General features: G+C 66.9%; 12 protein-coding genes and 2 pseudogenes. 7 read left to right on the forward strand and 7 right to left on the reverse strand.

What is annotated here, in order from left to right; all coding sequences use genetic code 11:
• Positions 1-64: 64 nt before the first annotated feature.
• Both JO236_RS06890 and JO236_RS06895 read right to left on the reverse strand, forming a co-directional pair.
• Positions 65-964, reverse strand: a complete 900-nt coding sequence (locus JO236_RS06890; protein WP_293326520.1) for a Ku protein — start codon at positions 962-964, stop codon at positions 65-67.
• A 107-nt stretch (positions 965-1,071) separates the two neighbouring features.
• Complete coding sequence (locus JO236_RS06895) at positions 1,072-1,989, reverse strand: carbohydrate kinase family protein (RefSeq protein WP_293326523.1); 918 nt, start codon at positions 1,987-1,989, stop codon at positions 1,072-1,074.
• A 128-nt stretch (positions 1,990-2,117) separates the two neighbouring features.
• Here JO236_RS06895 and JO236_RS06900 point away from each other — a divergent pair, with 128 nt between their 5' ends.
• Both JO236_RS06900 and JO236_RS06905 read left to right on the forward strand, forming a co-directional pair.
• Positions 2,118-4,388 carry an ATP-dependent DNA ligase gene (locus tag JO236_RS06900; protein WP_293326526.1) on the forward strand — a complete coding sequence of 757 codons (2,271 nt, stop codon included), beginning with the start codon at positions 2,118-2,120 and terminating at the stop codon, positions 4,386-4,388.
• On the forward strand, positions 4,385-6,325 hold the full coding sequence (locus JO236_RS06905) for a fumarylacetoacetate hydrolase family protein (protein ID WP_293326529.1): 1,941 nt from the start codon (positions 4,385-4,387) through the stop codon (positions 6,323-6,325). Before JO236_RS06900 ends, JO236_RS06905 begins: the two co-directional genes overlap by 4 nt.
• A gap of 293 nt (positions 6,326-6,618) precedes the next feature.
• On the opposite strand, the gene JO236_RS06910 is transcribed toward JO236_RS06905, so the two are convergent.
• The 4 genes from JO236_RS06910 to JO236_RS06925 form a co-directional block, all read right to left on the reverse strand.
• Entirely contained in the window at positions 6,619-7,488 is an 870-nt protein-coding gene (locus JO236_RS06910; RefSeq protein ID WP_293326532.1) for an LLM class flavin-dependent oxidoreductase, read from the reverse strand.
• 85 nt (positions 7,489-7,573) lie between these two features.
• The gene (locus JO236_RS06915) at positions 7,574-8,347 is read right to left on the reverse strand and encodes an STAS domain-containing protein (RefSeq protein WP_293326552.1); all 774 of its coding nucleotides are present in this window, start codon (positions 8,345-8,347) and stop codon (positions 7,574-7,576) included.
• A 383-nt stretch (positions 8,348-8,730) separates the two neighbouring features.
• Positions 8,731-9,723, reverse strand: coding sequence for a DUF4873 domain-containing protein (locus tag JO236_RS06920; protein ID WP_416362176.1), 993 nt, complete (start codon positions 9,721-9,723; stop codon positions 8,731-8,733).
• Positions 9,724-9,935: 212 nt separating this feature from the next.
• Complete coding sequence (locus JO236_RS06925) at positions 9,936-10,841, reverse strand: AurF N-oxygenase family protein (protein WP_293326538.1); 906 nt, start codon at positions 10,839-10,841, stop codon at positions 9,936-9,938.
• 108 nt (positions 10,842-10,949) lie between these two features.
• On the opposite strand from JO236_RS06925, the gene cobF reads away from it, so the two are divergent.
• The 5 genes and pseudogenes from cobF (at position 10,950) to JO236_RS06950 (ending at position 14,529) form a co-directional block, all read left to right on the forward strand.
• The gene (gene cobF / locus JO236_RS06930) at positions 10,950-11,702 is read left to right on the forward strand and encodes a precorrin-6A synthase (deacetylating) (protein WP_293326541.1); all 753 of its coding nucleotides are present in this window, start codon (positions 10,950-10,952) and stop codon (positions 11,700-11,702) included.
• A gap of 147 nt (positions 11,703-11,849) precedes the next feature.
• Positions 11,850-12,890 carry a PE family protein gene (locus JO236_RS06935; protein ID WP_293326544.1) on the forward strand — a complete coding sequence of 347 codons (1,041 nt, stop codon included), beginning with the start codon at positions 11,850-11,852 and terminating at the stop codon, positions 12,888-12,890.
• Between the two features lie 9 nt (positions 12,891-12,899).
• A pseudogene (locus tag JO236_RS06940) lies at positions 12,900-13,142 on the forward strand (DNA-formamidopyrimidine glycosylase family protein); the annotation flags it as partial.
• Positions 13,143-13,295: 153 nt separating this feature from the next.
• Positions 13,296-13,763 (forward strand): zinc finger domain-containing protein, encoded by a 468-nt coding sequence (locus tag JO236_RS06945; RefSeq protein ID WP_293326555.1) that lies wholly within the window; start codon positions 13,296-13,298, stop codon positions 13,761-13,763.
• A gap of 16 nt (positions 13,764-13,779) precedes the next feature.
• Positions 13,780-14,529 (forward strand): SDR family oxidoreductase, encoded by a 750-nt coding sequence (locus JO236_RS06950; protein ID WP_293326547.1) that lies wholly within the window; start codon positions 13,780-13,782, stop codon positions 14,527-14,529.
• Positions 14,530-14,598: 69 nt separating this feature from the next.
• On the opposite strand, the pseudogene JO236_RS06955 reads toward JO236_RS06950, so the two are convergent.
• Positions 14,599-15,175: pseudogene (locus JO236_RS06955) on the reverse strand (glucose-6-phosphate isomerase); the annotation flags it as partial.

Raw genomic sequence — 15,175 nt, forward strand, 5'->3', positions numbered from 1 at the left:
TCGGAAGACTCGGGGTCAGCAGGATGAGCTTACGTGACTTCGGTGCACTGTCGATGTCAGAACGTCAGGATCCAGAAGTCGCCTTCGCCCTTTTGGCGGGCGCCTTCTTGGCCGGTGCCTTTTTCACAGCCGCCTTTTTCGCAGGGGCCTTTTTGGCGGGCGCCTTCCCGTTGCCCGAGCGCGCCTTGACGCTGGCCTCCAGCTTGGCGAGCAGGTCGGAGACGTCTTCGGCCTCGTCGAGCTCCTTCGGCCGCTCCTCGGCGGTAAATGCCTCTCCGCCTTCGAGTTTCGCGTCGATAAGCTCCTGCAGCTGTTCCTGGTAGGTGTCGTGATAGCGGTCGGGATTGAAGTCCTCGGCCATCGACTCCACCACCTGCCCGGCCATCTTGAGCTCGGCGGGCTTGATGTCGACCTTCTTGTCCAGCACCGGAAAGTCCGGGTCGCGGATCTCGTCCGGCCACAGCAAGGTATGGATCACCATCACCTCGCGTTTGCCGAAATCCTTGACGCGCAACGCTGCCAGCCGGGTCTTGTTGCGCAGTGTGAAATGCACGATCGCCATCCGATCAGCCTCAGCAAGGGTCTTCGCCAGCAGCACATAGGATTTGGATGATTTCGAATCCGGCTCGAGAAAGTAGCTTCGGTCGAACATCATGGGGTCGACTTCGCTTGCCGGGACGAACTCGAGTACCTCGATCTCACGGCTCCGTTCCTCCGGCAGTGTGGCGATGTCGTCGTCGGTGATCACCACCATTTGGCCGTCGTCGGATTCGTAGGCGCGCGCGAGGTCTCCGAATTCGACGACCTCGCCGTCGGCCTCACACACACGCTTGTACCGGATGCGGCCGTTGTCCTTGGCGTGCACCTGATGGAACTTGATGTCGTGGTCCTGTGTGGCGCTGTACACCTTGACCGGGACGTTGACGAGCCCAAAGGCGATGGAACCCTTCCAGATGGAGCGCATTGTGTCAGTATGCCCTCAGTGCCCGCCGTCGTAACGTGGCCGCGGGTTTAGATCTGATTTTCACACTGGCGCCGCCGTTCGAGCATGGCTGTGTTTACGGTGAAAGCCTAAGGCGCGGTGTAGGATTGGCCACTCAGAGTCGCACGGTCGGGCAGGTCGGCGCCGGAGCGGGCGATGGTCAGAGCCGAGGCCGCGACCGCCGTCTCGAGCGCCGACGTCAGGGAGTCCAGCCCGATGCGGCGCAGGCGGTCGCGCCGGTCAGCGCCCAACAGGTCGAGACTCCAGAGCGTGTCGAGCAGGCCGACCATAAACGCATCGCCGGCCCCCACGGTGTCTACCACCCGAACGGGCCGCGCCGGCACAGCGGCTTCGCCGGCCGCACTGAACGCCAGCGCGCCGCGCTCACCCATGGTCAGCGCAACGATCGCCGGTCCCGACGCCAACCAACTTGCGGCGATCTGCGCCGGTTCATGCTCGGGGTAGAGCCACCTCAGATCCTCCTCGCTGACCTTGACGACACCGCTGCGCTCGACGAGGTGCTCGATGCGCTCAAGGGCCAGGTCCCGGTCCTCGATGACGGACGGACGCACGTTGGGGTCGAAACTGATCGTGGCCGATACGCGGTAGGCGTCGACAAGCGCGGCGAGCGCCAGGCATCCCGGGTCGCGCACCGCGGCGATCGAGCCCGTGTGGAGCACCACCGGCGGCGCGACCGGCGGCGTTCCGGAGAGTTTCCAGTCCAGGTCGAAGGCGTAGCTGGCCGCTCCGTCGTCGGCGATTGCCGCGACGGCGGCCGCCGTGCGGGTGGCGCTGCTGCTTCCCGAAACAAGTTGCGCCCCCGATGTTTTGATGTAGTCGGTGATGCGCCGGCCGCGGGCGTCGTCGCCGATATGGGTCAGGAAGTCGACATGTCGGCCCAACCGGGCCAACCCGACGGCGACGTTGAGTGGGCTGCCACCGACGTGCTCCTGCCCCGCCACGATGTCGATCAGGGCTTCACCGATCACCAGTGCGCGCGAACTCATGCACTCCAGCGTTGCCATTGTGCCGCGACGATGCAATCAAACCGCTCAACCACCCGGCGTGAGATGCCCAGGCGAGCCCATCCGGTTGGGTCTGGGGTGGTTCTGCGTGACAAGACTACGTTGTCAGCATGGGCTCGGAGCCGCGGCTGAAGCTGACCAACGCCGACAAGGTGATGTATCCGGCGACCGGGACCACAAAAGGGGACGTCTTTGAGTACTACACCGGCATCGCGCAGGTGATGGTGCCGCACATCGCCGGGCGGGCGGCGACGCGCAAGCGCTGGCCCAACGGTGTCGACCAAGACTCGTTCTTCGAAAAGCAACTGGCGTCCTCAGCGCCCGACTGGTTGCCCCGCGCCAGCGTGACCCACCGGTCCGGCACGACGACCTATCCGATCATCGACAGCGTCACCGGGCTGGCCTGGATCGCGCAGCAGGCGGCCCTCGAGGTGCACGTGCCGCAGTGGCGGTTCGTCGCCGAGTGGAGGCGCAGCGGCGAGGAGTTAAAGCCCGGTCCGGCAACACGATTGGTGTTCGATCTGGATCCCGGCGACGGCGTCACCATGGCCCAGCTCGCCGACGTGGCCCGCGCTGTCCGGGATCTGATGGCCGACATCGGGCTGACCACCTTCCCGCTGACCAGCGGCAGCAAGGGTCTGCATCTTTACGCGCCGCTGGCTGAGCCGGTGAGCAGCACGGGGGCCACCGTGCTGGCCAAACGCGTTGCCCAGCAACTGGAAAAGGCGATGCCGAAGTTGGTTGCCGCAACCATGACCAAGAGCCTGCGGGCGGGAAAGGTGTTTCTCGACTGGAGCCAGAACAGCGGCTCGAAGACCACAATCGCGCCGTATTCGTTGCGCGGTCGGGAACATCCGACGGTCGCCGCGCCGCGCGTCTGGGAGGAACTCGACGACCCCGCGTTGCGCCAGTTGAACTACGACGAGGTGCTGGCCCGGGTCGCCCGCGACGGTGACCTACTCGGTGACTTGGACGCCGACTCACCCGTACCGGACCGGCTGACCAAGTACCGCAGCATGCGGGACGCCGCGAAGACACCCGAGCCTGTGCCCCGTGCGAAACCGGCTACCGGCCAGGGCAATACATTCGTAATCCAGGAGCACCACGCCCGCCGGCTGCACTACGATTTCCGGCTGGAACGTGACGGTGTGTTGGTGTCGTGGGCCGTGCCGAAAAACCTGCCCGAAACCACATCGGTGAACCATCTGGCGGTGCACACCGAGGACCATCCATTGGAATACGGGGCGTTCGAGGGCAACATACCCAAGGGGGAGTACGGCGCCGGCAAGGTGATCATCTGGGACTCCGGCACCTACGACACCGAGAAGTTCAATGACTCCGGCGAAAAGGGGGAGGTGATCGTCACGTTGCACGGTACCCGGATATCCGGTCGCTACGCGCTGATTCAGACCAACGGCGATCAGTGGCTGGCGCACCGGATGAAGGACCAGAATGTCTTCGAGTTCGACGAACTGCGCCCGATGCTCGCCACGGAGGGTCCGGTGGCGGGCCTGAAGGCGGGACAGTGGGCGTTCGAGGCCAAGTGGGATGGCTATCGGCTGCTGGTGGACGCCGATCACGGCGCGGTGCGGCTACGCTCGCGCAACGGACGAGACGTCACCAAGGAATACCCGCAATTGCGCGCGCTGGCCGCCGATCTCGCCGACCACCATGTGGTTCTCGACGGCGAGGCGGTCGCGCTTGACGAGTCCGGCGTGCCGCGCTTCAACGAAATGCAGAACCGTGGCCGCGCGACCCGCGTCGAGTTCTGGGCGTTCGACCTGCTCTACCTGGATGGCCGCTCGCTGCTGCGGGCCAAGTACTCGGATCGGCGCAAACTGCTGGAAACACTCAGCAGCGGAACAGATCTCATTGTCCCGGCCCTGTTGCCGGGTAATGGTTCCGAGGCTCTCGAGCACTCTCGGGAGCGGTGCTGGGAGGGCGTGGTCGCCAAGCGGCGCGACGCGAGCTACCAACCGGGCCGGCGTTCGATGTCGTGGGTCAAGGACAAGCACTGGAACACCCAGGAGGTCGTGATCGGCGGCTGGCGGGCGGGGGAGGGTGGGCGCAGCAGCGGCATCGGCGCGTTGCTCATGGGCATCCCCGGCGAAAACGGGTTGCACTTCGCCGGGCGCGTCGGCACCGGCTTCACCGAACGCGATCTGGCGCGCCTGAAGAAGACGCTGGCGCCGTTGCGCACCGACGAATCTCCTTTTGACGCTTCGCTTCCCGCCCGCGACGCCAAGGGTGTGACGTTTGTGCGGCCCGTTCTGGTGGGTGAGGTGCGGTACAGCGAATGGACTCCGGATCACCGGCTGCGTCAATCGAGTTGGCGTGGGTTGCGGCCCGACAAGGATCCGAATGAGGTGGTACGCGAATGAAATGGGTGACCTATCGAAGCCCTGAGGGCGAACGCGTCGGAGTGCTCTCCGATGGGACCATCCGGGCGGTGCCCCCGGGAGTGACGCTGCTGGAACTCGTGGGCCGTGGCGCCGACGCACTGCGCGACGCCGGCGAGCAGGCCTTGCGATCGCCGGCTGCGGTGGTAAGCCTCGGCGAAGTGTCGCTGGCCGCGCCGATCCCGCGGCCCCCGTCGATCCGCGACTCGCTGTGCTTCCTGGATCACATGCGCAACTGCCAGGCCGTGACGGGTGGCGGACGAGTGCTTGCCGACGCCTGGTACCGCATCCCGGCGTTCTATTTCGCCTGTCCGGCAACGGTTCTGGGTCCGCACGACGACGCTCCGATGGCGCCCGGAAGCGCATGGCAGGACTTCGAATTGGAGATCGCGGCCGTCATTGGAGCGGCCGGCGGCAACCTGTCGGTCGAGCAGGCCGAGGCGTCCATCATCGGCTACATGATCTTCAACGACTGGTCGGCGCGCGACCTGCAGCAGCTGGAGGGTCAGCTGGGGATCGGTCAGGCCAAGGGCAAGGACAGTGGCGTGACGCTGGGTCCGTATCTGGTGACTCCCGACGAGCTGGAGCCCTACCGGCGCGACGGCAAGCTGAGCCTGCGGGTGACGGCACTGGTCAACGACACCGTGATCGGATCGGGGTCGACCGGCCAGATGGATTGGAGCTTCGGTGAAGTCATTTCCTATGCCTCGCGGGGGGTGACACTGCGTCCCGGCGACGTCATCGGCTCGGGCACGGTGCCCACCTGCACGCTCGTCGAGCACCTCAGCCTGACCGCGCCGGCATCGTTTCCCGGCTGGCTGCACGACGGCGACGTCGTGACGCTGCGGGTTGAGGGGCTCGGCGAGACCCGGCAAACAGTGCGTGCGTCGGCCGCGCCAATTCCGCTGCCCCCCAGGCCTAATCCGGACGCCGCCCCCGCCCCCGTTCGGGTCAATCGGGCGTCCGCGAAGGTGCCCTATACCCGCGGGCTGCACGAGGTCGCCGAGCGGGTGTGGGCGTGGACGCTGCCCGATGGTGGCTACGGCTGGAGCAACGCCGGGCTGGTCGCCGGAGACGGCGCGTCATTGCTCGTCGACACGTTGTTCGACCTGGCACTGACGCGCGAAATGCTCACCGGGATGAAGCCGATCACCGACGGGGCGCCCATCACCGACGCGCTGATCACCCACTCCAATGGCGATCACACCCACGGCAATCAACTGCTCGACGCATCGGTGCGGATTATCGCCGCGACGGGTACGGCCGAGGAGATCGAGCACGGCATGGCGCCCGAGATGCTGGCCATCGCGCAGACCGGCAACCTGGGTCCGGTCGCGAGCCCCTACGCCCGAGAACGGTTCGGCCACTTCGACTTCAGTGGCATCAAGGTCCGCAATGCCGACCTGACGTTCGACCGCGACCTGACCATCGACGTGGGCGGCAGGCGGGTCGAGCTGCTGAACCTGGGTCCCGCGCACACCGCCGCCGACTCCGTGGTGCACGTGCCCGATGCCGGTGTGCTGTTCGGCGGGGACCTGCTGTTCATCGGCTGCACGCCGATCGTCTGGGCCGGCCCGATCGACAACTGGATCGCGGCGTGCGATGCCATGATCGCGCTGGACGCGCCGATCGTGGTGCCGGGCCACGGCCCGGTCACCGATCCGGACGGAATCCGGGCGGTCCGTGGCTACCTCGCGCACGTCGCCGACCAAGCCGAGGCCGCCTACCGCAAGGGTCTGTCCTGGACCGAGGCCGCTGAAGACATCGACCTCGGGGAGTACGCCAGGTGGTTGGACGCCGAACGCGTCGTCGTCAACGTCTACCAGCGCTACCGCGAACTTGATCCCGAGATTCCCCAGCAGGAGGTGCTGGGGCTGTTGACCATGCAGGCGGACTGGTTGGCCAAACGCTCCGCCTAAGTCTCCGACATCGCCGGGAGACGCAGCTCCGATGGACAACTCACAACCGGTTTCTGAGCGGAGTCAGGGCGTTGACTCCGCGGCACAGTTTTGTCCGGCTATCCGCGACAAACTTCGCGCGGCGCCGCCGACAGCTACCGCTGTCGCGCGTAGGTGGACAAAAGTCCACACCCCTATCTGCCCGTGACTGGAGCGGCAGCTGTCGTCGCCTGAGCGGATTCACCAATAACCCGGTTGAGGCCGCCAAGGCGCACATGGAAAAGCGCGCGCCGACGTGGGATCCGCTGTGAAGCTTAGACTTTCGACATCACCTTCTCGGCGTACCGTTCCAGGTGACGGATCTTGGCATCCAGCGGCTCGGGATCGGCTCCGTTGATATAGGGATAACGGAAGCCCACGATGGCGTCGGTGACGCCCTTGTCCTCGAGCCGCTTGATGCCGTCCACGGTGTAGGCGTCCATCGAGATGACATGAATCTCGAACGGTCCGGTCTTGCCCTCTGCCTCGCGATACTTCTTGACGCGGGCGATGAGCCGGTCGAGTTCCTCCGGGTCGCTACCGCCGCCGTGCATCCAGCCGTCCAGGCGCGCGGCGCGCCGCAGTGCGGCGTCGGCGTGCCCGCCGACCAGGATCGGGATCGGCTTGGTGGGGGCCGGGCTCATCTTGGTCTTGGGAATGTCGTAGAACTCGCCGTGGAATTCGAAGTAGTCGCCGGTGGTGAGGCCCTGCACGATCGCGACGCATTCGTCCATCCGCTTGCCGCGCTTGGTGAAGGGGATGCCCATCAGCTCGTAGTCCTCCGGCCACGGGCTGGTGCCGACGCCGAGTCCCAACCGGTTGCCGGTGAGCACCGCCAATGAACTCGCCTGCTTGGCCGTCAGCGCCGGATGCCGGACGGGCAGTTTGAGGACGAAGAAGTCGAACCGCAGGTTCGTCGTCACCGCGCCCAGTGCCGCCGCCAGCACAAAGGCCTCGATGATCTCCTTGCCGTCCAGGAACTCGCGGTTGCCGTCCGGTGTGTACGGGTACTTGGAGTCGGACTCGAAGGGGTAGGCGAGGCTGTCGGCGATCGTCATGCTGTGGTAGCCGGCCTCGTCGGCGGCCTTGGCCAGGGGGATGTAAAACGACGGGTCGGTCAGTGACTCCGCAAAGCTGAACCGCACGGCCTGAACCTTCCGTCGACGGGCAACAACACGACATTAGAACGTGTTCTAGTTGGGTCCGCAGCGGGGGCCCGTACGTAGGGGTTTACAGCTGGTTTTCCGGCCCGATGACCGCCCAGACCGTCTTGCCCGACGAGGTGGGGGTGCTGCCCCAGTCGCGGGACAACGCCGAGACGATCGCCAGCCCCGATACGTCCGTGCCCTTGGGTGGGGACGGCAACCGCGCGGCGGGTGCCCCGGCGCCGTCGGACACCGCGACGGTGGCCGTCGCTCCATCGCATTCGACCCGGACAACCGGGTCGCTTCCGGTGTGTTTCAGAACGTTTTCCAGGAAGACGTTGACGACCACCAACGCGACCGGAATGAAGCCGGGGTACGACCAGGCCGTCAGCCACTCGCGCACCAGCCGGCGTGACTCCCGAAGACTGGTCAGGCTGGCGGGCAAGCGCGCCTGAGCATGCCGGACGTCGCGGAGGGTCAGCCGGGCGAGAGCCTTCTTCGCCCCTTTTTCGTTCGTGTAAGCCGGCATGAAGCGGACGACACCGGTGCGCGCGATGGCGTCGCGGCGGGTGCGGCTGGCGCAAACCAGCAGGATCGGCACGTCGGGCCGGGCGCCGTCCTGCCAGCGTGCGCCGAGCAAGACCAACCAATCCGACTCCGTCGGCACCCGCAGTCCATTGATATCGACGATGACCGCCGCGGGCTTGGCGAGGGTGGCCTTCACGATGCCGTCGCGCAGCGCCTCGGTATTGGCGCCCGCCAGGACACCGGCCACGGTCAGGACCACCACCGATTGCTCTGTCCGCAGCGCTATGGTCAACGGGCCCGGCGAGTTCGCCACCGCGCTTACCGCGGACACCTGGTCGTTCCTGACTTCGGCGAAAGGTGGTGGGACGTCGTCATCCGGCATTCGGGTGCCATCCTGTCGTCCGATTCCATCTCCTGCTCCTCGAACTCCCCAGTGCTGCCGCCGCTCGAAGCGGTAGTCGGCGACGTTGCCAAGGCGCACCGAACTCGGCAGGCTACTGACTAAGGGCCGCCCCCCAGGCGGATGTCGTGCTCGTCTGTCGGGCCGTTTGCTTACAGCGGGCGCCAACTCCAACCCCCCGGGATTACCCACTTGGCGCGCGTGCTCAACCTCCAGCGGGATGCCACCCCGGGACTAAGTGCATTTCCCCACGGCGCGCCGCGGGCAAACCAAGTATTCGGCGACGCAAACCCTGGACTGAAGTCAATGCCCGTTCAGAGCCCGGCCGGGTCATAGGGCGGAGCGCCCACTCCGGCCAGCGAGTGCGTACCCCAGGGTGTTCGCTCGACGATCCGGGCAGATGCGCTGCGCGCGCCAATCGTCAACGTCGCCGTGCGTTCCTGGCGGACCGGATCGTCGGGCAGGGGCTCAAAAACCGTCCCCCGCCAGTGGTAATGGCCGTCGATCGGGTCAAGGTGCCCCGCCAGCCGGACGCGTACCGGATGGCCGATGCCGCCAATGATCAGCGTCGCGGCGCCGTCGTATGTCTGCGCGACGCCGCGGGCATCCCCGGACAGCTCGTAGGCTTGCGGCACGCGGTGCGACTGGACGGGTTCGAGGTAAACACGCTCGTTGAACACCTGCTGGTTGCTCTGGCGCACCTCGATGCGGGTGCTGCCGGTGCGGCTCATCAGGTCCAGGTATTCGGCGACGTAACCCGTCTGCGCGACGACGTCGGGACCGGTGAGGAAGAAGTAGTTGGGGAAACCGCGCACCGCGACCCCAAGGTAGGGCTCCATGCCGTCGCGCCAGGCCTGCCGGATGGTCACGCCGCCCGCGCCGACCAGCGTCTCATCGGTAACCGCGAACCCGGTGCCGTAGATGATGGCGTCGGCGCGGTGCTGCATACCGTCGCGGGTGCGGATTCCCGACGGGGTCACGGCGTCGATCGGCGAGGCCACCAACGTTGCCGCCGACCGCTGACCGCGCGGCGTGGGTAGGGTGCGGCGGCGCAGCCAGCGCGCGGCGCGCGTCGTCGGTAACGGCACTTCGGCAACGATGCGGCGCGGTGCGTGCGCGAACACGGTGACCGAGGCCGCCTCGCCGGATTGGATCAACCGTCCGATGTGGTGGCCGGCGGTGGCGTCGGCGCCGACCACCGCGATGCGTTTGCCGGCCGGGTCAAAGGCGGGATCCCACCGGGCCGCGTGAAACGATGATCCGCGAAAGTCGCTGTGCCCAGGTAACTCTGGCTGCCACGGCAGCATCGGTGGCTGCGTGCTGACTATGACACCAGCCCGCAGGTCCGCGCCGGACGTGGTGCGTAGCGTCCAGGTGTCGGTGTGCTCGTCGAACGCCGAAGCAGCAGCGGCACTTTCGAGAACTGTCACGTCGCCGGCGCTGACACTGGCGCCCGCGCTGGCGTCGGCCAGGGCGGCCGCCACGCGCTGCGCGCCGGCTCCGACGACGATGACTCTGCTCACAGAAACTTGGCGCGCTTCCAGCCGCGGCGCGCGATGGGGCCCATCAGGCCCACCTCGGTCAAAAACGCTGCCAGCGGGGCAAACCCGGCCACCTGCATGTCGTAACGGTGTGGGCTGTTGCGCGCGGTCCGTCGTGCCCGCAGCGGGTCCAGTCCCGCGCGGGCGTAGGGGATCGGATTGCTGAACAGGTAGCGGAAGAAATACCCGCCGAGCCCGTTGATGTTGGCCATGAACCACTTGTTGCGGCGCGGCATCGTCTGCACCCGCTTGCGCGCCCCGTCGCGCGCGAACTGGATGTGGCGGGCCTCTTCGGTGACGTGAATCCGCATGAGGCGCTGGATAATCGGCTGCAGTTCCGGATCGTCCATCATCTGGCGCTGCAGGGAGTCGAAGATCTCTTCGCCGATCAGCGCGGCCATCCAGAGCATCGAGCCGCGCTGGAACACCAGCGGCAAGGTGTTGATGATCATCCGGTAGAACAACCGTGGTTGGACGGGTTTGGCGCCGACCCGCTCGATCGCCTTGCCGAACATGACCATGTGGCGGCACTCGTCGCCCAGCTCGGTCAGCTTGTAGTGCGTCGAGCGGCTGGTCGGATCCTCGTGCAGGATGGTGCGCAACAACGTCTGGTTGAGCATGTTCTCGAACCAGATTCCCGCCGACAGGGTGTTGACCAGTTCCTGGCGGGACAGCTCGATCTGCTGCTCGCGGCTCATTTCGTCCCATATCGGGGTGTCGTAGAGCGACACCAGCCTGGGCGGTAGGTAGAACTTGTCCGGGTCGAGCGGCGCGTCCCAGTCGATATCGACGACGGGTTCGTAGGACTTCTTGACCGAGCCTTTCAGCAAGCGCTCCGAGAACTCTTCACGACTCGGCGCGGCCGGTTTTACCGAAGCGGTCATCGTTGGTGGCCCTTCAAGTTGGGGAACGCAATCGATAGTCGGTACCTATGGTATCGGGTACCTACGGTCTCGGCTAGACGCTGAACCGCTTCAATTAGGTTGAACTCCATGGGTCGGCGCATCCACGTCATCGGCATTGGTGCGGGCGACCCTGACTACCTCACCGTCCAGGCTATCGAGGCGCTCAACGACACCCAGGTGTTCTTCGCGATGGACAAAGGCGCGGCCAAGAGCGGTCTGGTGGCGGCGCGGCGGGAGATTTGCGCTCGGTTCATCCGTGAGCCCGGGTATCGGTTCGTCGAATTGCCCGACCCGAGGCGGTCGGCCGATACCGACTACCAGGCGGCGGTCACCGACTGGCACGCCGCGCGGGCGCGGGTCTGGGCCACGGCCATCGCGACCGAACTCGGTCCGGACGGCGTAGGCGGGTTTTTGGCCTGGGGCGACCCGTCGTTATACGACAGCACGCTGCGCGTGCTCGACGCGGTGGCCGCCGAAGTCGATTGCGAATACGACGTCATTCCAGGCATCACCGCGGTGCAGGCGCTGACCGCGCGGCACCGTATCCCGCTCAACGAGGTTGGGGAACCGGTGCTGATCACCACCGGCAGGCAGCTGCGCGCGCACGGTTTGTCCGGCTCGGCGGTGGTGATGCTCGACGCCGACTGCTCGTTTCGGGACTGCCCGGCCGAGACCCGGATCTGGTGGGGCGCCTACCTGGGTACGCCGGACGAGGTGTTGGTAGTGGGCAGGGTCGGTGAGGTCGGCGCTCGCATCGCCGCTCTGCGTGCCGAGGCCCGCGCCCGGCACGGCTGGATCATGGACATCTATTTGTTGCGCGCCAGCCCCGGGAATTCCTGACAAAACGCGGCAATAGTAAAGGGCGCCTAATACCGGAATAAGGTTTCAAACAACTCTCTGGAGCGGGGTGCAGGTCGGGATATGATGCAGTTCTGCCGGCCGATGCGGTAGTGGGGGAGGATTTTCCGGGGTAGCGGAAGGGTCGGGATGTCGTTTGTCAGCGCGGCGCCCGAATACGTTGCCGCGGCGGCGTCGGATTTGGCGAACATCGGCGCGACTCTCACTACCGCCAATGCGGCGGCTCTTGCCCCCACCTCGGGTGTGCTGGCCGCGGGTGCCGACGAGGTATCGGCGATGATCGCAGCGCTGTTCGGTGCGCACGCGGAGGCCTACCAGGCGCTCAGCTCGCAGGCGGCCCTGTTCCACCAGCAGTTCGTGCAGCTGATGACCGGCGGTGCCGGGCTGTACGCCGACACCGAGGCCGCCAATGCCGTTCTGGCGAACATCTCCCCGGCCGCGGCGGCCGCACCCGCGCAGAGCATCGTGGGCGACGCGCTGGGCGTGCTCAACGCGCCCACCGAGGCTTTATCGGGACGCCCGCTGCTCGCAAACGGAGCCGACGTGACAACGCCCGCGGCCAACACTCAGGGCGGCTTGGGGTGGGGCGGCGGCAACGGCGCGATCAGCGGAGCCGGCGGGGGCGTCAACGCCGCCGCAGCGGCCGCTGTCAACGGCGCGAACGGCGGTTCGGCTGGCCCGACCGGCGGCCAAGGCTTCACGATCCCGGCCACCCCGGCTAATTCGATTGGTAAAGGTGGCAGCGGTGGCGCCCCGGGTTCGATCGGTAACCCCGGTGGGGATGGAGCGGTACCCGGCGGAGGCGTCGCGGAGTACGGCGGTGACCACACCGTGTACGGCTACGTCGGCCAGGGCGGTGGCGTCGGCCTCCCGTTGGGCATCGGGGGCGGCGCGGGCGGCAACGGCGCAAACGCGGCCGCGCCTGTGGGCCAGCCGACGTCGGCGGGTTCGGGCGGCCAGGCGACGTCGGGCGGCCAGGCGACGTCGGGCGGCGAGGGCGGTTCGGCCGGCGGGGGCGGGGGCGGGTTTCTGCCCGGGCTCGGAGCGGGCGGTGACGGCGGCCTGCACGCGGGCCGGGCGGGGGGTGACGGCTTCTCGCCGGGCTCCGCGGGCGCGGGCGGCGGCAACGGGTCGCTCGGCACACCGGGAACTATGGGGACCACTGCATAGACTGGCGGGGTGCCCGAACTTCCCGAGATCGAGGCGCTGGTCGACCATCTACGCCGCCACGCCGTGGGTCTGACCGTCGGCCGCGTCGACGTGGCCGCGCTGTCGGTGCTCAAGACCTTCGATCCGCCCATCAACGCGCTGCACGGACAGGTCGTGGTGGGAGCGCAACGGTGGGGCAAATACCTCGGGTTGCAAGCGGGTGAGCTGAACTTGATTGCTCATCTGTCCCGGGCGGGCTGGTTGCGCTGGTCCGACAAGCTGGCCGCCGCCCCGCTGCGTCCCGGCAAGGGCCCGATCGCGCTGCGCGTGCACCTGGGCACCCCGGGCGACGCGCCGGGGTTCGACCTGACCGAGGCGGGCACCCAGAAACGGCTGGCCGTCTGGCTGGTCGATGACCCGAAGCAGGTGCCCGGCATCGCCGCCCTCGGCCCCGACGCGCTGCACCTCGGCGCCGACGAGTTGGGCGCGGTCCTGGCCGGTAACACCGGCCGGATCAAAACGGTGATCACTGACCAGAAGGTGATCGCCGGCATCGGCAACGCCTACAGCGACGAGATCCTGCACGTCGCCAAGATCTCGCCGTTCGCCACGGCGGGGAAACTGTCCGCCGGGCAGCTCGCCGCCCTGCACGACGCGATGGTGTCGGTTCTGGCCGATGCGGTAAATCGTTCGGTTGGGCAAGGGGCGGCGACGCTCAAAGGCGAGAAGCGCTCCGGGCTGCGCGTGCATGCCCGCACCGGGTTGCCATGTCCGGTGTGCGGGGACACGGTGCGTGAAGTGTCGTTCGCGGACAAGTCTTTTCAGTACTGCCCGACGTGCCAGACCGGAGGCAAGGTGCTGGCCGACCGGCGCATGTCCCGGTTGTTGAAGTAGTCGATATGCTGCCCGGGTGACTCGTCAGAAAATTCTCATCACCGGTGCCAGCTCCGGCCTGGGCGCCGGGATGGCCCGTTCATTCGCCGCCAAGGGCCGCGACCTGGCGCTGTGCGCCCGTCGCACCGACCGGCTTGACGAACTGAAAACCGAACTCTCCCAACAGTATCCGGATATCACCGTCGCCGTAGCCGCGCTGGACGTCAACGACCACGAGCAGGTGCCGAAGGTATTCGCCGAACTCAGCCACGAGCTTGGTGGCATCGACCGCGTTATCGTCAATGCCGGCATCGGCAAGGGCGCCAAGCTGGGCTCCGGCAAGCTGTGGGCGAATAAGGCAACGATCGAGACCAATCTGGTGGCGGCGCTGGTGCAGATCGAGACGGCGCTGGAGATGTTCCAGAAGACGGGCTCGGGGCATTTGGTGCTGATCTCGTCGGTGCTGGGCCACAAGGGGGTGCCGGGCGTCAAAGCCGCCTATGCCGCAAGCAAAGCCGGTGTGAGCTCGCTGGGCGAATCCTTGCGCGCCGAGCACGCCAAAGGCCCCATCAAGGTGTCGGTGCTGGAGCCGGGTTACATCGAGTCGGAGATGACGGCGAAGTCCGCCAGCACAATGTTGATGGTGGACAACGAAACTGGCGTCAAGGCGCTCGTCGACGCCATCGAACGCGAACCCGGACGAGCCGCCGTCCCGTGGTGGCCGTGGGCACCGCTGGTGCAACTGATGCGGGTGCTGCCGCCGCCTTTCACCAAGCGCTTCGCCTAACTGGCCGAGCAGACGCAAAAGCACCCGACACGCCGGGCGTGGGGGTGCTTTTGCGTCTGCTCGCGCTAGTTAACTTGCCCGTCCACGCTCGGTGCGGTAGCGGCGGACCAGCGCGTCGGTCGAGCTGTCCGACTGCTGCGCCGGGGAACCGTCACCGGTGAGCACCGGAAGCAGCGCCTTGGCCTGCGTCTTGCCCAGCTCCACACCCCACTGGTCGAACGAGTCGATGCCCCACACCACACCCTCGGTGAACACCTGATGCTCGTAGAGGGCGATCAGCTGTCCGAGCACCGACGGCGTGAGCCGAGTCGCCAGAATCGAAGTGGACGGCCGATTTCCGGGCATCACCTTGTGCGGCACGACGTCGGCGGGGGTGCCCTCCGCGGCGATCTCATCCGCCGTCTTGCCGAATGCCAGCACCTGGGTCTGGGCGAAGAAGTTGCTCATCAGGAGGTCGTGCATGCTGCCGGTGCCGTCCATGGTGGGCAGGTCGTCGGTGGGCTGACTGAAGCCGATGAAGTCGGCCGGCACCAACCGGGTGCCTTGATGCAGTAATTGGTAGAAGGCGTGCTGGCCGTTGGTTCCTGGCTCGCCCCAAAAGATTTCGCCGGTATCGGTGGTGACGGGCGTGCCGTCGGCGCGCGTC

It is taken from the genome of Mycobacterium sp. (genome assembly GCF_019247635.1).
GTDB lineage: Bacteria > Actinomycetota > Actinomycetes > Mycobacteriales > Mycobacteriaceae > Mycobacterium.

Coding starts and splice junctions, on each gene's coding strand:
- JO236_RS06890 (WP_293326520.1), bottom strand. CDS start 964: ATGCGCTCCATCTGGAAGGGTTCCATCGCCTTTGGGCTCGTCAACGTC.
- JO236_RS06895 (WP_293326523.1), bottom strand. CDS start 1,989: ATGAGTTCGCGCGCACTGGTGATCGGTGAAGCCCTGATCGACATCGTG.
- JO236_RS06900 (WP_293326526.1), top strand. CDS start 2,118: ATGGGCTCGGAGCCGCGGCTGAAGCTGACCAACGCCGACAAGGTGATG.
- JO236_RS06905 (WP_293326529.1), top strand. CDS start 4,385: ATGAAATGGGTGACCTATCGAAGCCCTGAGGGCGAACGCGTCGGAGTG.
- JO236_RS06920 (WP_416362176.1), bottom strand. CDS start 9,723: ATGCTGCCGTGGCAGCCAGAGTTACCTGGGCACAGCGACTTTCGCGGA.
- JO236_RS06925 (WP_293326538.1), bottom strand. CDS start 10,841: ATGACCGCTTCGGTAAAACCGGCCGCGCCGAGTCGTGAAGAGTTCTCG.
- cobF (WP_293326541.1), top strand. CDS start 10,950: ATGGGTCGGCGCATCCACGTCATCGGCATTGGTGCGGGCGACCCTGAC.
- JO236_RS06935 (WP_293326544.1), top strand. CDS start 11,850: ATGTCGTTTGTCAGCGCGGCGCCCGAATACGTTGCCGCGGCGGCGTCG.